At 51.2% G+C, this 15,974-nt stretch carries 13 protein-coding genes and 2 tRNA genes; 7 read left to right on the top strand and 8 right to left on the bottom strand.

What is annotated here, in order from left to right; all coding sequences use genetic code 11:
• Positions 1 to 423 precede the first annotated feature (423 nt).
• Together PJU73_RS05955 and PJU73_RS05960 are read right to left on the bottom strand one after the other, a co-directional pair.
• Positions 424 to 498, bottom strand: a tRNA-Glu gene (locus PJU73_RS05955).
• Positions 499 to 510: 12 nt separating this feature from the next.
• Positions 511 to 587 (bottom strand) — tRNA-Arg (locus PJU73_RS05960).
• A 118-nt stretch (positions 588 to 705) separates the two neighbouring features.
• On the opposite strand from PJU73_RS05960, the gene PJU73_RS05965 reads away from it, so the two are divergent.
• The 4 genes from PJU73_RS05965 (at position 706) to PJU73_RS05980 (ending at position 4,107) form a co-directional block, all read left to right on the top strand.
• Complete coding sequence (locus PJU73_RS05965) at positions 706 to 2,097, top strand: 3'-5' exonuclease family protein (protein WP_237091950.1); 1,392 nt, start codon at positions 706 to 708, stop codon at positions 2,095 to 2,097.
• A 92-nt stretch (positions 2,098 to 2,189) separates the two neighbouring features.
• Positions 2,190 to 2,981 carry a Cof-type HAD-IIB family hydrolase gene (locus tag PJU73_RS05970; RefSeq protein ID WP_237091949.1) on the top strand — a complete coding sequence of 264 codons (792 nt, stop codon included), beginning with the start codon at positions 2,190 to 2,192 and terminating at the stop codon, positions 2,979 to 2,981.
• 274 nt (positions 2,982 to 3,255) lie between these two features.
• Positions 3,256 to 3,753, top strand: coding sequence for a glycosyltransferase (locus PJU73_RS05975; protein WP_237091765.1), 498 nt, complete (start codon positions 3,256 to 3,258; stop codon positions 3,751 to 3,753).
• 45 nt (positions 3,754 to 3,798) lie between these two features.
• Complete coding sequence (locus PJU73_RS05980) at positions 3,799 to 4,107, top strand: IS630 transposase-related protein (RefSeq protein ID WP_237091766.1); 309 nt, start codon at positions 3,799 to 3,801, stop codon at positions 4,105 to 4,107.
• A 220-nt stretch (positions 4,108 to 4,327) separates the two neighbouring features.
• On the opposite strand, the gene PJU73_RS05985 is transcribed toward PJU73_RS05980, so the two are convergent.
• Positions 4,328 to 4,648 carry a hypothetical protein gene (locus tag PJU73_RS05985; RefSeq protein WP_237091764.1) on the bottom strand — a complete coding sequence of 107 codons (321 nt, stop codon included), beginning with the start codon at positions 4,646 to 4,648 and terminating at the stop codon, positions 4,328 to 4,330.
• Between PJU73_RS05985 and PJU73_RS09610 the strand changes: the two genes are divergently transcribed.
• Entirely contained in the window at positions 4,538 to 4,816 is a 279-nt protein-coding gene (locus PJU73_RS09610) for a transposase (protein ID WP_371871512.1), read from the top strand. The two genes, PJU73_RS05985 and PJU73_RS09610, sit on opposite strands and share 111 nt — an antisense overlap.
• A 188-nt stretch (positions 4,817 to 5,004) precedes the next feature.
• On the opposite strand, the gene PJU73_RS05990 is transcribed toward PJU73_RS09610, so the two are convergent.
• From PJU73_RS05990 to rimP, 4 genes are all read right to left on the bottom strand, one after another.
• Entirely contained in the window at positions 5,005 to 7,230 is a 2,226-nt protein-coding gene (locus PJU73_RS05990) for an NADP-dependent isocitrate dehydrogenase (RefSeq protein ID WP_237091763.1), read from the bottom strand.
• Positions 7,231 to 7,710: 480 nt separating this feature from the next.
• A complete protein-coding gene (infB, locus tag PJU73_RS05995) occupies positions 7,711 to 10,503 on the bottom strand; it encodes a translation initiation factor IF-2 (protein WP_237091762.1) in 2,793 nt (930 codons plus the stop codon).
• 12 nt (positions 10,504 to 10,515) lie between these two features.
• On the bottom strand, positions 10,516 to 12,012 hold the full coding sequence (gene nusA / locus PJU73_RS06000; RefSeq protein ID WP_237091761.1) for a transcription termination factor NusA: 1,497 nt from the start codon (positions 12,010 to 12,012) through the stop codon (positions 10,516 to 10,518).
• Positions 12,013 to 12,041: 29 nt separating this feature from the next.
• Positions 12,042 to 12,473 (bottom strand): ribosome maturation factor RimP, encoded by a 432-nt coding sequence (gene rimP, locus PJU73_RS06005; protein WP_237091760.1) that lies wholly within the window; start codon positions 12,471 to 12,473, stop codon positions 12,042 to 12,044.
• A 320-nt stretch (positions 12,474 to 12,793) separates the two neighbouring features.
• Between rimP and serC the strand changes: the two genes are divergently transcribed.
• Positions 12,794 to 13,900, top strand: a complete 1,107-nt coding sequence (gene serC, locus PJU73_RS06010) for a phosphoserine transaminase (protein ID WP_237091759.1) — start codon at positions 12,794 to 12,796, stop codon at positions 13,898 to 13,900.
• A 193-nt stretch (positions 13,901 to 14,093) separates the two neighbouring features.
• Positions 14,094 to 14,651 (top strand): nitroreductase family protein, encoded by a 558-nt coding sequence (locus tag PJU73_RS06015; protein ID WP_237091758.1) that lies wholly within the window; start codon positions 14,094 to 14,096, stop codon positions 14,649 to 14,651.
• Between the two features lie 184 nt (positions 14,652 to 14,835).
• On the opposite strand, the gene PJU73_RS06020 is transcribed toward PJU73_RS06015, so the two are convergent.
• Positions 14,836 to 15,789, bottom strand: a complete 954-nt coding sequence (locus PJU73_RS06020) for a PhoH family protein (protein ID WP_237091757.1) — start codon at positions 15,787 to 15,789, stop codon at positions 14,836 to 14,838.
• Between the last annotated feature and the right edge of the window lie 185 nt (positions 15,790 to 15,974).

The raw sequence follows: 15,974 nt of genomic DNA on the forward strand, positions 1-15,974 counted from the left end.
ACCACAGCGAACCACCCTTTCCCAATTCCTTCCAGCCAGCGGGATGGAGAACGGTGTGTAGCGTGCTTGCCTAAGCATGCACGTGTTCTTTAAATTCCACATGAATGCCGTCTGAAACGAAGGTAACGAGTTTCTGCGCAGCTAGAACCGTAGGTTTCGCCAAAACGAGCGTAGCGGGTTTCTGCAAAGCTAAAATCAGATTTTCAGACGGCTTCGACATAAAACTCACAGAACAGGTGCGTGTTTTGGCGCACACCTTACAAGTGCCGGATTAAATGGTATGGATTATTTAGTTAATCCACTATATAAACATCATTAAGCCGTCTGAAAATCAAGTTTTCAGACGGCCTATTTCTATTCTGTTTCCAAACAGTCAGACATAAAGAAAAAGGCTTCCGAAACTTGGAAGCCTTTTTCAAAATCTGGCACGCCCACGGGGAATCGAACCCCGGTTACCGCCGTGAAAGGGCGATGTCCTAACCGCTAGACGATGGGCGCAGAATTCTCAAGTGGCGCACCCGGAGCGATTCGAACGCCCGACCCTCTGGTTCGTAGCCAGATACTCTATCCAACTGAGCTACGGGTGCTTGCTTAAGAAAGATTGAATTATATATAGCCGGTTATTTTGCGTCAAGCCCTTTGCTGGAAAAAAATCAAAAAAAGTGTAAAATGCCGCTTTGTTGTTTGAATTTACAGGAAAAGAAAATGGCGGATATTTCGCACTGGCCTGCTCTGGCGGCGGTATTTTCCCGCTTCGGCCTGCCGGTTGCCGTGGTGGATTTGGAATCTACGGGCGGCAATTTTTATCAGGACAGGATCACCGAAATCGCCCTGATTCGTTTTGAAAACGGCAAAATCCGGCGCTATGAACAGCTGGTTAATCCGCAGCAGCCGATTTCGGAATTTATTGAAAACCTGACCGGTATTTCCAATGAAACCGTCGCCCATGCGCCGGCTTTTGCCGACATCGCCGCGGATTTGCTGCCGTTGTTGCAGCATTCGCTGGTAGTTGCCCACAACAGCCGTTTCGACCATACTTTTCTGCGCCATGAGTTTGCCCGTGCCGGTATCGATTTTGCCGGTCCGGCATTATGCACCGTCCAACTTTCCCGCCGACTGTATCCCCAAGAATACAAACATAATTTAGACAGCATTATCGAGCGTTTCGATATTCCGGTTGCCAACCGCCATCGGGCGATGACCGATGTTGTCGCATTGTGCGACTTTTTGGAACGCAGCCTGCAAGAACACTCACCCGATGAATGGCTGCAGCAAAGCCAATCGCTGCTGCGCCCCGCCATGCTGCCTTCAACCTTGCCGCCCGATTTGCAGGGGCAAATCTATGCCCTGCCCGACAGCGCCGGTGCTGCGGTATGGCTGGACGCACACAGTCAGGCATTATCGGTGGAAGCCTACGAACACGCCTATTCGGAAATTTCGGCTGCGTTCAGCCGCAAAAAACTGCCGCCCTATCTCCAAGCCGCCGCCCAAATCCGCTTTATGCCCGCCATAGGTACGCTGCACGCCTTGTGGCTCAAGGCACAGGCGGCACTGGAACACCGGCTGATGCCGTCTAAAAACGGCAAATACTTTTTCACCGTACAATTTACTCCGTCCGCCCAAGGCGTATTGCAGGCAAAAATCGTTCCCCTCAACAACGGTTGGCACGAACGCAAACCAAATGGTCTGTTTCTGCACAAAAAAGCCGCCAAACGTGCTTTGGCGGACTGGGCGCAAACCCACGATCTTTGCCCTGCCTTGCTCGATATTCTGCCGACCACCTACGCCGCCAACCAGCCCTGCCCCTTGCAGGCACTCGGAAGCTGCGACGGCAACTGCCGCTCAAGTTCAGGTATCGAGCGGCACAACCGTTTAATCGAACAATACGCACCGCAACTGCCCGTTGCCGACTGGGGCAAGCTGCATGAATTTGATGTAACCGAACGCCACCCCTTAAACGGCAAAAGCATCACCTTCCGCTGCAGCGGCGGTGCCATCGCCCTGCCCGACGGCCGCTGGTATTTTGACGACACCCTCCACGCCGCCCTCAAAGCTGCCGTGAAGAAAAATAAAGCTGATATTCAGCCGGTAAAATAACGGCTGAATATCCTGTAAACGTTCTCAAAATATATAGACAAAACAGCGTTTTCGCTATATGTTGCGGTTCACTGATTAAAAGAATTCAAACCATGACTCCGAAAATCATTTTTTTCGACATCGACGACACGCTCTACCGCAAATACACCGACACTCTACGGCCCTCCGTCTTGCAGGCGATGAATGCTCTCAAGGCCAAAGGCATACTCACCGCCATCGCCACCGGCCGCACGCCTGCCGCTTTTCCCGAAAAAATCAAACAGCTTATCCGCCAATGCGGTATGGATATGCTGATTTCCATCAACGGTCAATATATTGAATACCAAGGGAAAATGTTGCAATCCTATCCGATGGACGAAGCCGACATTCACGCCGTTATCGCTGTTTTGCAGCGGAAAAACATTCCCTATGCGTTTGTCGGTACACAGCATATTGCCGTATCCGAACGCAATACGCTGACCGAAAACACGCTTGCCAGTATTCTGACCGTCTGCCCCGAAGACCCGCATTATTACCAGAAGCATGAAGTGTACCAAATGCTGGCATTCTATCCGCCGCAACAAGATGGAGAAATCAGCCCCGACATCGAAGCACTCGGCCTGAAAACCGTCCGCTGGCATGAAAACGCCGTCGATATCCTGCGCAGCGGCGGCTCAAAAGCCGTCGGCATTGCCCACTCCGTTGCCAAACTGGGCATAGCAATGCAGGACGTAATGGCGTTCGGCGACGGTATGAACGACATTGAAATGCTGCAAACCGTCGGCTTCGGCGTTGCCATGGGCAACGGCGAACCCCAAGCCAAAGCCGCCGCCCGCCATGTCTGCCCGAGCGTCGATGAAGACGGCGTGTATCGGGGGCTGCAGGAATTGGGGATTATTGATTAAATGCCACCGCCAAAACGAAGCCGTCTGAAAACTTGATTTTCAGACGGCTTCGTTTGCATTGTGCAAATATAGTGAATCAACCAAATTTCCAGCACATTCTAAACCCAACATGTCCGTCATTCCGACGAAAGTCGGAATCTATTTCAGCGGCTTAGGCAACTGTTTTTTCTTTACAGTTTCTGAATCTGACAGATGGATTCCGACTTTCGTCGGAATGACGGGGGTATCGGAAAATTGTATGGATTTTTAAGTGGATTCACTATAGTTTCCGCTGTTGACGGCAATTAAATCTATTTGTTACCACAATAAAAATATTCATTTTCATCTGCTTAATAAAGAATATCCTGAAGAGTGGTTCGATTGGCTGAATCAAAAATTAGCACTTTTAGGCAGCTGTATTGAAAACGTCAAAATTCAAGGCAACTTTGCCGAGAATCATCATCTTCCCCATATCAATGAAGCGACTTATTATCGGCTGTTGATTCCGACTTTGGCTGCTGAAAAAGCCCTGTATTTGGATTGTGATTTGGTCGTTAATACAGATTTATTACCACTGTATCAGACTGATTTGGGCGATAATTATCTGGCTGCAACGGTGGACGGGGTATTAAATTATACTGATCATTTTTATTATGAATTCCCTGATTTAAAGCCCTATTTTAATTCGGGTATTCTGTTGTTTAATCAAGACAAATGGAAAAAGGAAGGTTTGGTTGAAAAAGCCTTGGCGATGGCGGGACAATATAATAATTTCTATAGTCAATCTACCTAAAATAAATTACAATTTAGCCGACATTGATTCACCCAATTCCTCCCCATGACCTACTCAACAGACTTCCGCAAACTCGCCCTAGCCAAACTCAAACAAGGCCTTTCCATCCGCAAAGCAGCCAAAGAACTCGGTATCGGCAGCGATACCCTGTTCAGATGGACAAAGAACCCTGTCCCCAAAGCCTACCCCAAAGACAGAAAACCTTTCAAAATCACAAAAGAAGCACTGTTTCTGGATGTAGAACAATACCCCGATGCCTATTGCTACGAACGGGCAGAGCGGTTTAACTGTTCAACCAGTGCTATTCATAAAGCACTGCAAAAATACGGTATCAGCCGAAAAAAAGACCAATAAACACCCAAAGGCAAATGTCCGGCTCAGAAGACGGTTTATCAGACTCAAACACCGTTTTCATCTGAAAAAACGTCCGATTGTCTGTTTGGATGAAAGTGGATTCAGAACCTCCGTCCACCGTCCTTATGGGTATGCACCCAAAGGCAGCCTTTGCATCAATACTTATGACTGGCAGGGACATAATCAGACCAATGCCATCGGTGCGCTATAGTGAATCCACTTAAAAATCCATACAATTTTCCGATACCCCCGTCATTCCGACGAAAGTCGGAATCCATCTGTCAGATTCAGAAACTGTAAAGAAAAAACAGTTGCCTAAGCCGCTGAAATAGATTCCGACTTTCGTCGGAATGACGGGCATGTTGGGTTTAGAGTGTGCTGGAAATTTGGTTGATTCACTATATATGGCGGACGGCTGTTTGCGGTCGGTTTGTTTGACTGCAGTATCAACAGCAGGATATTTGATACTTGGGTAGAACAGCTGCTGATACCGCAGCTTCCGGATAACAGTGTGGTGGTCATGGATAATGCGGCGTTTCATAAGGGTAAGGCCGAAGCGTTATTGAAGGATAAAGGCCATACTGTCTTGTGGCTTCCTCCTTACAGTCCCGACTTAAATCCGATTGAGAAGAAGTGGGCTTGGTTAAAGGCCAGACGGAGGAAGTTTGGGGTGATGTCTGTGGATGAGTTGTTTAGGGGTGTTATTTAAATTTGGTGGATTCACTATACATTTTCAAATCGGCTGAAAAAAAGATATTTAACGGTTGATTGGTCAACATGATAAGCCTAAAAAACAGAATGCAAAAAATTTTTCCCAACTATATCTGAAAACTAGGCCGTCTGAAAATCAGATTTTCAGACGGCCTAGTTTTCAATCAAACCAAATATTTGTATTGATTACAGCGCTGCCAATGCGGCGTTGAATGTGGCGCTTGGGCGCATGGCTTGGGCGGCGGCTTGGGCATCGGCGGCGTAATAGCCTTGGATATCGACTGCTTTGCCCTGAACTTCTGCCAATTCTGCGGTGATTTTGGCTTCGTTTTCGCTCAAGGTGGCGGCCAATGGTGCGAATTTGGCTTTCAATTCGGCATCTTGGTTTTGTGCGGCCAAGGCTTGCGCCCAATAGAGGGCAATGTAGAAATGGCTGCCTCGGTTGTCGAGTTCGCCGGCTTTGCGTTTCGGCGATTTGTCGTTCAGCAGTAATTGTTCGGTTGCTGCGTCCAAGGTGTCTGCCAATACTTGGGCTTTGCTGTTGCCGGTTTTTTGTGCCAGATGTTCCAGCGATACTGCCAGTGCCAAAAATTCGCCCAAAGAGTCCCAACGCAGGTGGTTTTCTTCGAGGAATTGTTGGACGTGTTTCGGTGCAGAGCCGCCGGCACCGGTTTCAAACATGCCGCCGCCGTTCATCAGTGGCACGATGGAGAGCATTTTGGCGCTGGTACCCAGTTCCAAAATCGGGAACAGGTCGGTCAGGTAGTCGCGCAATACGTTGCCGGTTACGGAGATGGTGTCCTCACCGTTTTTCAGGCGCTGCAGGGTGAATTTGGTGGCTTCTACCGGCGCTAGGATGCGGATATCCAAGCCGTTGGTGTCCAAATCGGCCAGATAGGTATTGACTTTGTTAATCAGGCTCTTGTCGTGCGGACGGTTTTCATCAAGCCAGAATACGGCGGGGGTGTTGCTCAGGCGTGAACGGTTTACGGCGAGTTGAACCCAGTCTTTTACCGGTGCGTCTTTGGTTTGGCACATGCGCCAGATGTCGCCGGCTTCGACTTCGTGCTGCATCAGTACTTTGCCGGAAGCGTCCACTACTTCTACTTTGCCGTCGGCTTGGATTTCAAAGGTTTTGTCGTGTGAGCCGTATTCTTCGGCGGCTTGCGCCATCAGGCCGACATTCGGCACAGTACCCATGGTGGTCGGGTCGAATGCGCCGTTTTCACGACAGAAGTCGATGGTTGCCTGATATACGCCGGCATAGCTGCTGTCCGGAATCACGGCTTTGGTGTCTTGGGCTTTGCCTTCTTTGTCCCACATGCGGCCGGAATTGCGGATCATGGCCGGCATGGAAGCGTCCACAATCACATCGCTCGGAACGTGCAGATTGGTAATGCCCTTGTCGGAATCAACCATGGCCAAATCAGGATTGGCGGCGTAAACGGCGGCGATTTCGGCTTCGACGGCGGCACGGGTTTCAGACGGCAATTTGTCGAGGTTGGCCAGCAGATTGCCGAAACCGTTGTTTACATTGACACCGGCGGCGGCAAGTTCTGCGCCGAATTTTTCAAATACCGGTGCAAAAAAGGCTTTAACGGCGTGTCCGAAAATAATCGGATCGGACACTTTCATCATGGTGGCTTTCATGTGCAGCGAGAACAATACGCCTTTGGCTTTGGCATCTTGCACTTGTTCTGCCAAAAATGCCAGCAGGGCTTTTTTGCTCATCACGGTGGCATCGATAATTTCGCCTGCTTTCAGCGCCACCGGTTTGCGCAGGGCTTTTTGATTGCCCTGTTTGTCGGTGAACAGAATCGATACTTCGCCCGCTTCGGGTACGGTAACAGATTGTTCGTTATGGAAAAAGTCGCCGCTTTGCATGGTGGAAACGTGGGTTTTGGAATCTTTGCTCCAAGCGCCCATGCTGTGCGGATTTTTCTTGGCAAAATTTTTCACAGCTTTCGGAGCGCGGCGGTCAGAGTTGCCTTCGCGCAAAACAGGGTTTACGGCACTGCCTTTAATGCGGTCGTAACGTTCGCGAACGGCTTTTTCTTCGTCGGTTTGCGGGTCGGCCGGAAAATCGGGAACGGCAAAGCCCTTGCTCTGTAATTCTTTAATGGCGGCGGTCAGCTGCGGCACGGAAGCGCTGATGTTCGGCAATTTGATTACGTTGGCATCAGGCTGTTTGACCAGTTCGCCCAGTTCTGCCAAGGCATCGACTACACGCTGCTCAGGCTGCAGAAATTCGGAGAATTGCGCCAAAATACGGCCTGCCAGCGAAATATCGCTGGTTTTTACGTCCACGCCGGCTTCTTTGGTAAACGCCTGCACAATCGGCAACAGGGATTGGGTTGCCAATGCAGGCGCTTCGTCGGTATGGGTATAGATAATGGTGGCTTTGCTAGTCATAGATATTCTCTTGTAGGTTGTTGGGGTTTTTCTTTTATACACCCGATGCAGCAGTTTGTGCCTTTCGGTATGCAATAGCGGTTTTATTATGGCATATTTTGCAGAATATGGGGAAGATTTTGGATATGGCTTATTTGTTGTCTGTTTTCAGACGGCAATATCGTGAAATAATCAGAAAAAGATTATAGTGAAATAACCTAAAAAATATGACACCGCAGCGAGCCACCCTTCCCCTAACCCCTTCCCTCCAGCGGGACGGGGAACAGTGTGCAGGTGGCATTAGCTTACTGGCTTGTACAGAAAATTCAGCGTTTTAACTATATACAACGCAGCGAACCACTCATTCCCTAAGCCCTTCCCGCTTTAGTGAACTCACTTTCTTAACAACATGCCGTCTGAAAACTGTTTATGTCTGTTTTCAGACGGCCTTACATAAAAACGGATACCCGTTTCAGGTATCCGTTTTTTGTTTTCACTGTATTACAGCGAACGTGCCACTTCGACAATGTCGAAACATTCGAGTTGGTCGCCTTCCAAGATTTCGTTGTAGCCCTTAATCATCAGGCCGCATTCAAAGCCCATGCGGACTTCTTTAACGTCGTCTTTAAAGCGTTTCAACGAAGAAAGTTCGCCGGTATGAATCACCACGTTGTTGCGGATCAGGCGGACGTGGGAATCCCGTTTCACTACGCCGTCGGTTACCATACAGCCTGCGATGTTGCCGACTTTGGATACGCTGATAACTTGGCGGATTTCCACAGTACCGGTGATTTGTTCTTTCTCTTCCGGTGCCAACATGCCGCTCATCGCTGCTTTCACATCGTCAATCGCATCGTAGATGATGTTGTAGTAGCGGATTTCGACGCTTTCGTTTTCCGCCAGTTTGCGGGCGGAAGCGTCGGCACGCACGTTAAAGCCGATGATGAATGCGCCGGAAGCAATCGCCAGATTGACATCGCTCTCGGTAATACCGCCCACGCCGCTGTGCAATACGTTCACTTTCACTTCGTCGGTGGACAGTTTTTTCAGGCTGCCCGACAAGGCTTCGTACGAACCCTGTACGTCGGCTTTGATAATCACCGACAGGGATTGGGCTTGGTTTTCGCCCATATTGTTGAACATATTTTCCAGTTTCGCCGCCTGCTGTTTCGCCAGACGAACATCACGGTATTTGCCTTGGCGGAACAGGGCGATTTCGCGGGCTTTTTTCTCGTCGGCCAACACCATAGCGTCTTCGCCGGCGTTCGGCACATCGGACAGACCAAGAATTTCGACAGGAATGGAAGGACCGGCTTCAGTAATTTGTTTGCCGTTTTCATCGGTCATGGCACGGATTTTACCGAATGCCGTACCCGCCAGCAGCATATCGCCTTTTTTCAGCGTACCACTTTGCACCAGCAGCGTTGCCACTGCACCACGGCCTTTGTCCAAGCGGGCTTCGACAATAATGCCTTTGGCCGGCGCTTCCACAGGTGCGGTCAGTTCCAGCACTTCGGCTTCCAGCAGCACGGCTTCCAGCAACGCATCAATATTCAGACCCTGTTTGGCCGATACATCGACAAACTGCACATCGCCGCCCCACTCGTCCGGCACGACTTCGTGCGCCGTCAATTCTTGGCGGATACGTTCCGGATTGGCGGAATCTTTATCGATTTTATTGACGGCAACCACCATCGGCACGCCCGCCGCTTTGGCATGGGCAATCGCCTCGATGGTTTGCGGCATCACGCCGTCGTCGGCGGCCACCACCAGAATCACAATGTCGGTCGCTTTCGCACCGCGGGCGCGCATGGCGGTAAACGCTTCGTGGCCCGGAGTATCCAAGAAAGTAATCACGCCGCGAGGGGTTTCAACGTGGTAGGCACCGATATGCTGGGTAATGCCGCCCGCTTCGCCCTGTACCACTTTGGCACGGCGGATATAGTCGAGCAGCGAGGTTTTACCGTGATCGACGTGGCCCATAACAGTTACCACCGGCGGACGTGGCAAGGCTTCGGCTTCCACCGCTTCCGCACCTTCGTCCAAGAAGGCTTCCGGATCGTCGGCGGCGGCCGGTTTGCCGATATGGCCCAATTCTTCCACCACAATCAAGGCGGTGTCTTGGTCGATGGATTGGTTGATGGTTACCATCATGCCCATTTTCATCAGGGCTTTGACTACTTCCACGCCTTTGACCGCCATTTTGTGTGCCAAATCGGCAACGGTAATGGTTTCGGGAACCAAAACTTCGTGTACCACAGGCTCGGTCGGTGCTTGGAAAGCATGTTGGTTCGGCTCAAGTTTGAGCTGTTTTTTGCCTTTTTTACCGCCGCGTACACGCTCTTCCTGAGCGGTATTGCGGCCGTTGCGGCCTTTGGCGGCCTTACCGCGCGGACGTTCGTCGTCGTGGTTGCGGCGTTCGTCTTTTTTGGCTTTGCCTGCGGCGGGTTTTTCAACAACAGCAGCAGGGGCATTTTCAGACGGCTTGCTCGGTTTGGCAGTACGGTTTTCCATCGACTTGCCTTGCTCGGCGGCTTTGGCATCCTGCAATGCCTGCTGTTTTACCGCTTCACGGCGTGCCTGACGTTCTTGTTTTTCACGCAGCAGGGCTTCCTGATGCGCACGCAGGGCGGCGGCACGGCGTGCTTCTTCGTCACGCTGTGCCTGTTCTTCGGCACTGACCACCGGCTGCGGCGTTTCTACCGGAGCGGCTTTTTTCACGTCTTTGCCTTTGGCGGCTTTTTCCGCTTTCGGTTTGGCGTTTTTGGCTTTTTCAGACGGCTTGTCTGCTTTTTCCGCTGCTTTTTCTACCGGTTTTTCAACTGGTTCCGCAGCAGCTTTGGTTTCGCTTTGTGCTTTTGCCGCTTTCAGTTTTTCCGCTTCGGCTTGGGCTTTGGCTTTTTCGGCCGCTGCTTTTTCGGCGGCTTCCCGCTCGGCCTGTTCTTTGGCGGCTTTTTCCGCTTCGGCCTTCTGCTGCGCCTCGGCTTTTTGTTTGGCTTGGGCGGCAAGTTCTTCGGCTGACGGAATCGCTACTGTGCGGCGGCTGCGGCGGGTTTCCACTTTCACGCCCGCTACTTGGCTGACTTCGGTTTTGGTACGGCGTACGCTCAATACCTGCCCGGCATCACGGCCGTTTTTCTTTTGCAGATAAGCGTTGAGCAGCTGTTTGTCTTCCAGCGTCAGACTGTCGCCGCCGCTGTTTTTTTCAACACCGGCACTTTTCAGCTGTTGCAATAAATCATCAACCGGTTTGTTCAGTTCGGCGGCAAATTGTTCTACTGTCGTGTTATTCATCTATCTACCCCCTTATTGGTTTTCGGCAAACCAGTGTTCCCGTGCCGCCAAAATCACTTTTTTGGCTTCTTCTTCGGTAATACCGGTAATTTCAATCAATTCATCCACTGCCAACTCTGCCAGATCGTCCCGGTTGGTGATACCGGCCTGCGCCAAGTCGTGCAGCATATCGGTATCCATACCGTCGAGCGTGCGCATGTCTTCCGCCACTTCGTCCAGTTTTTCTTCCGAAGCAATCGCCAGCGTCAGAATCGCATCACGGGCACGGTTGCGCAGGGCTTCTACCAATTCTTCATCGAAGCCGTCGATTTCCAGCAGTTCGGCGGCCGGCACATACGCTACTTCTTCCAAAGTGGCAAAGCCTTCCTGCACCAGAATATCGGCGGTTTCTTCGTCAAGGTTCAGATGTTCGGTAAACAGGCTGCGGATTGCAGCGTCTTCGGCGGCGTTGCGCTCGTCTGCTTCGGCAACCGTCATAATATTCAGCTGCCAGCCGGTCAAATCGGATGCCAAACGTACGTTTTGACCGCCCCGACCGATGGCCAGCGCCAGCTGGTCTTCCGCCACAATCACATCGACAGAATGTTTGTCTTCGTCAATCAGAATGCGGGTAACTTCCGCAGGCGACAGGGCGTTAATCACAAACTGTGCGGTTTCCGGCGACCACAGCACCACATCGATACGCTCGCCGGACAATTCGTTGGAAACGGCATTGACACGGGAACCCCGCACGCCGATACAGGTGCCTTGCGGATCAATGCGTTGATCGTTGGCTTTCACCGCCACTTTGGCACGCTGACCCGGATCACGGGCAACTTCACGGATTTCCAACAGGCCGTCGGCAATTTCCGGCACTTCCATTTCATACAGTTTCGCCAGAAAATCTTTAGACGTACGGCTCAAAATCACCTGTTTGCGGCCGGTGTTGCCGATTTCGTCCACCCGCAGAAACAGCGTGCGGATACGGTCGCCGGTGCGGAAGTTTTCACGGGGAATCATTTGTTCCCTCGGCAACAAAGCGTCCAAACGACCGATTTCGACAATAATGCCGTGGCGCTCGATGCGTTTCACCGTACCCATTACAATGTCTTCTTTGCGGGCCAAGAATTCGTTGAGAATCTGTTCCCGCTCGGCATCGCGGATGCGCTGCAGAATAATCTGTTTGGCGGTTTGTGCAGCTTGGCGGCCGAAGCCTTCGTTTTCGAGCTGCTCTTCGTAATATTCGCCGATTTGAATGGTTGTACCCGGAATTTCTTCCTGAATTTCTTCGATGGTTTTTTCCACGTCCGGATAGGTATAGTCTTCGTCGGCAACAATCAGCCAGCGGCGGAAGGTGCGGTATTCGCCGGTTTCACGGTCGATTTCCACACGCACGTCCATGTGTTCCCGGTTGGCTTTTTTCTTGGCGGCGGTGGACAGGGCAAATTCCAATGCCTCAAACACCACTTCCGCTTCTACGTTTTTCTCACTCGCCAGCGCTTCGGCCAGCTGCAACATTTCACGACTCATCTTGTTCAATCTCCAGTATCCGGTATGTTTTAAAATTTAAATTCGGGACGCAGACGCGCTTTGTCGATATTGCCGATTTCGATGGCAACGGTTTTGCCGTCAAACGAAAGGCTGACGGTGTCGTTTTCGCAGCCTTCGATTTTGCCGATAAAGTTTTTCTGTCCGTCAATCGGCAAACGGGTTTTGATTTTTGCCTGCTGTCCGGCAAAGCGTACGAAATCGGCGGCTTTTTTCAGCGGACGGTCCAAACCGGGGCTGGAAATTTCCAGACGTTTGTAGTCCACGTCTTCCACCATAAAGACACGGCTCAGGTGGTTGCTGACGGTGGCGCAGTCTTCAACGGTAATACCGCCTTCTTTGTCGATAAAAATGCGCAAATCGCCCTGCGCCGTCAATTCGAAATCCACCAGCTCATAGCCCAAGCCCGGTAGGGTTTTGTCAAGAATGTTTTGGATATCCATACTGCTCCAAAGGGTAGAAACAAAAAAAATGGCTCGAGGCCATTTTTCGATAAACTGTCGTTAAAATCGTTTGTTCCCGCACTACACCGGCATGTTTTGCCTAAAGAAACAAATGTTTTCAACTTTATGAAAAATTGCGGCTATTATAACCTGTTTCCGCAAAAAAAAGAAGCATTGATTTTAATCGGCTTTTTCCCGCTTTGACAGAGACCGGAAAACGGCATTTTCAGACGGCCTCGCCAACGCCGCCGCACTTGCGCAAACGCCCGGCTGTCTCTACAATCAAAACCCGTCTGTTTTGATTCTACAAAGGCCGAACCATGTCTGCCCCTGCGATTTACAACTTCTCCGCCGGCCCCGCCGTGTTGCCCGAAGCGGTGCTGCGTACCGCCCAACAGGAAATGCTGGATTACAACGGCACCGGTTTTCCGGTGATGTCGATGAGCCACCGCTCGGAAATGTTTATGAGCATTCTCCATCATGCCGAACAGGATTTGCGCCAACTTTTAAATATTCCGAACAACTATAAAATCCTGTTTTTACAAGGCGGCGCAACCACGCAGTTTAATATGGCGGCGATGAATCTGGCGCACGGTTTCAAACGTGCCGACGCAGTGGTAACAGGCAACTGGAGCCGCATTGCCTACGAACAGATGCAGCTTTTGGGCGATACGCAGATTCATTTGGCGGCACACGGCGGCGAGTTGTTTGACTATACCGACCTCCCCGCCCCCGATACTTGGGATATTGCGCCCGATTCGGCTTTTGTACATTTTGCCATCAACGAAACCGTCAATGGTCTGCAATATCAAGATGTACCCAAACTTTCAGACGGCATGCCGCCTTTGGTGTGCGATATGTCGAGCGAAATCCTGTCCCGCAGCTTTAATGTCGCCGATTACGGGCTGATTTACGCCGGTGCGCAAAAAAACATCGGCCCGTCCGGCGCAACCGTGGTGATTATTCGGGAAGATTTGCTAGAGCGTTGCCCGAAAAACATACCCAATGTGTTCAGCTATCGCGCCCATATCGAGAAAAACGGCATGTACAACACCCCCGCCACCTATCCGATTTACATTTCCGGCTTGGTATTCCGCTGGCTGCAAAGTCAGGGCGGCGTAAAAAAAATCGAACAGATCAACCGCATCAAAGCCGAAACGCTCTATTCCGCCATCGACAACAGCGGCGGTTTCTACACCAACAAAATCCACCCGAACGCCCGCTCCAAAATGAACGTCGTGTTCCAAACCCAAAGCAGCGAATTGGACAAAACCTTTGTTTTAGAAGCCGAACTGGCGGGGCTGAAACTGCTCAAAGGCTATCCTTCGGTCGGTGGGATGCGGGCCAGCATTTACAACGCCATGCCGCTCGAAGGCGTGCAGGCACTGCGTGATTTTATGCTGGATTTCCAACGCCGCTACGGCTGAAAACCGCCATCCGCCGCAAACAGGCCGTCTGAAAACGAACAAGTGGCATTTCCCACTGCGAGAACCCGATTTTCAGACGGCCTCAACGATGAGAACGGCTTTCAACAACCCACCGCACACGGCACTCCGTGTTATCCATTCTCATCATACATCACACAAAATTTGAATTTTTCACAAAGGTTTAACTTTCATTATGGACGCTTTGCAACTGCTGACTACCCGCCGTTCTTCCAAAAAACTGGCCGCACCCGCTCCGAGTGCCGAGCAAATCGAACTCATGCTCCAAGCCGCCACCCAAGTGCCGGATCACGGCAATATGCGGCCGTTCCGCTTTACCGTGATTCAGAGCGAAGACGGTCTGCAACGCTTCCGCTCGCTGCTGCGTCAAACCGTTACCGAATTGAATTTCGGCGAAGAATCCATGATTAAGGCTGAAAAAATCGGCAATATGGCACCGCTGGTAATCGGTGTCGGCTTCCGCCCCAACAAAGAAGTCGCCAAACCCAAACCCGAATGGGAACAAATGCTTAGCGCCGGTTGCGCCGCCTACGCCCTGCAACTGGCCGCCAATGCCCAAGGTTTCGACAACGTCTGGATTACCGGCCTGTGGACCAACAGCCCGTTGATGCGGGAAGCCTTCGGCTGCGGCGAAAAAGACAAAATCATCGGCCTGATTATGATCGGCACGCCGGCCGAAGAAACCGGCGGCGGCAAAAATACCGATTTATCGGAATTTGTGCAATATTGGTAAGGTTTGATTGAAAACAGGCCGTCTGAAAACCGGACAATCGGTTTTTCAGACGGCCTTTGTTTATTTATTCGATGGCGGGATTGGTTTTCCAATGGCGGCTTAACTGAATTTTGAACACATTCAAAATTCACCCCGCCCGTTATTCCGGCTTTCGTCTTTATACAGAAATTCGGCATTTCACCGATTAGCTTTCTTCCGCCGCCTCGTAAGCCTCGACAATTTTCTGCACCAAAGGATGGCGTACCACGTCTTCGCTGGTAAAGGTATGGAAATACAGCCCTTCCACATGGCGCAGTTTTTCCTGAGCGTCTTTCAAACCCGATTTGATGTTGCGGGGCAAATCGATTTGGCTGATGTCGCCGGTAATCACGGCTTTTGCGCCGAAACCGATGCGGGTCAGAAACATTTTCATCTGTTCGGGCGTGGTGTTTTGCGCCTCGTCCAAAATCACATAAGCGCCGTTGAGCGTACGCCCCCGCATATAGGCCAGCGGGGCAATTTCAATCAGACCTTTTTCCATCAGTTTGCTGACCCGATCGAAGCCCATTAAGTCATATAAAGCGTCGTACAGCGGCCGCAGATAGGGATCGACTTTCTGCGCCAAGTCGCCCGGCAGGAAACCCAGTTTCTCGCCCGCTTCCACCGCCGGACGCACCAACACAATCCGTTCGATTTGGTGTTTTTCCATCGCATCAACCGCCGCCGCCACCGCCAGATAGGTTTTCCCCGTACCGGCGGGGCCGAGGCCGAATACGACATCATGATTGAGCAGCGCACGGATATAGCCGTTTTGACGGGGCGTGCGGCCGCCGATACTCCCCCGCTTGGTGCGGAAATAATATTGTTGGTCGCGGTGTTGTTCCTGATGCTGCGCATCTGCGGTTTTGGCTTCCACCGCCGCCAACTGAATGGCTTCTGCTTCCAATTCGCCCTGCTCCGCCTGTTCCGCCAATGCCAGCAACGCCCGCCGCCCGGCATGTGCCAGCACACCCATAAAGGTAAAATGCTCGAAACGGCGGCTGATTTGGATATCCAGCGCTTTTGCCAATATTTCGAGATTGCTGTCCAAGGCACCGCACAGGCGCTGCAATACGGCATTGTCGATTTCTTCAAACTGCAAATGGACGGTATGTGTCATGAAACCAATATTCCCTGTCGAATCGGTAAAACCGCTATTATACGCCTGAATAGCACATGCAAAGCAAACATTTACCCGCCCACTGTTGAGCGGAAAATATTCGAAAATACGATTATTTTGCGCCCCAAACCTTATCGTTTTACCGTTTTCAGCAAAATTTGTTTAAAAAATCCCTGCTTTTGCAG

It is taken from the genome of Neisseria lisongii, from assembly GCF_028463985.1.
Classification (GTDB): domain Bacteria; phylum Pseudomonadota; class Gammaproteobacteria; order Burkholderiales; family Neisseriaceae; genus Neisseria; species Neisseria lisongii.

What these genes read in the sequence shown, in the direction of transcription:
- PJU73_RS05985 (WP_237091764.1), bottom strand. Translation starts at nt 4,648, where the DNA reads ATGAAACGCCGCATTATCCATGACCACCACACTGTTATCCGGAAGCTG.
- PJU73_RS05990 (WP_237091763.1), bottom strand. Translation starts at nt 7,230, where the DNA reads ATGACTAGCAAAGCCACCATTATCTATACCCATACCGACGAAGCGCCT.
- PJU73_RS06020 (WP_237091757.1), bottom strand. Translation starts at nt 15,789, where the DNA reads ATGACACATACCGTCCATTTGCAGTTTGAAGAAATCGACAATGCCGTA.
- nusA (WP_237091761.1), bottom strand. Translation starts at nt 12,012, where the DNA reads ATGAGTCGTGAAATGTTGCAGCTGGCCGAAGCGCTGGCGAGTGAGAAA.
- PJU73_RS05965 (WP_237091950.1), top strand. Translation starts at nt 706, where the DNA reads ATGGCGGATATTTCGCACTGGCCTGCTCTGGCGGCGGTATTTTCCCGC.
- infB (WP_237091762.1), bottom strand. Translation starts at nt 10,503, where the DNA reads ATGAATAACACGACAGTAGAACAATTTGCCGCCGAACTGAACAAACCG.
- PJU73_RS05970 (WP_237091949.1), top strand. Translation starts at nt 2,190, where the DNA reads ATGACTCCGAAAATCATTTTTTTCGACATCGACGACACGCTCTACCGC.
- PJU73_RS05980 (WP_237091766.1), top strand. Translation starts at nt 3,799, where the DNA reads ATGACCTACTCAACAGACTTCCGCAAACTCGCCCTAGCCAAACTCAAA.
- rimP (WP_237091760.1), bottom strand. Translation starts at nt 12,473, where the DNA reads ATGGATATCCAAAACATTCTTGACAAAACCCTACCGGGCTTGGGCTAT.
- PJU73_RS06015 (WP_237091758.1), top strand. Translation starts at nt 14,094, where the DNA reads ATGGACGCTTTGCAACTGCTGACTACCCGCCGTTCTTCCAAAAAACTG.
- serC (WP_237091759.1), top strand. Translation starts at nt 12,794, where the DNA reads ATGTCTGCCCCTGCGATTTACAACTTCTCCGCCGGCCCCGCCGTGTTG.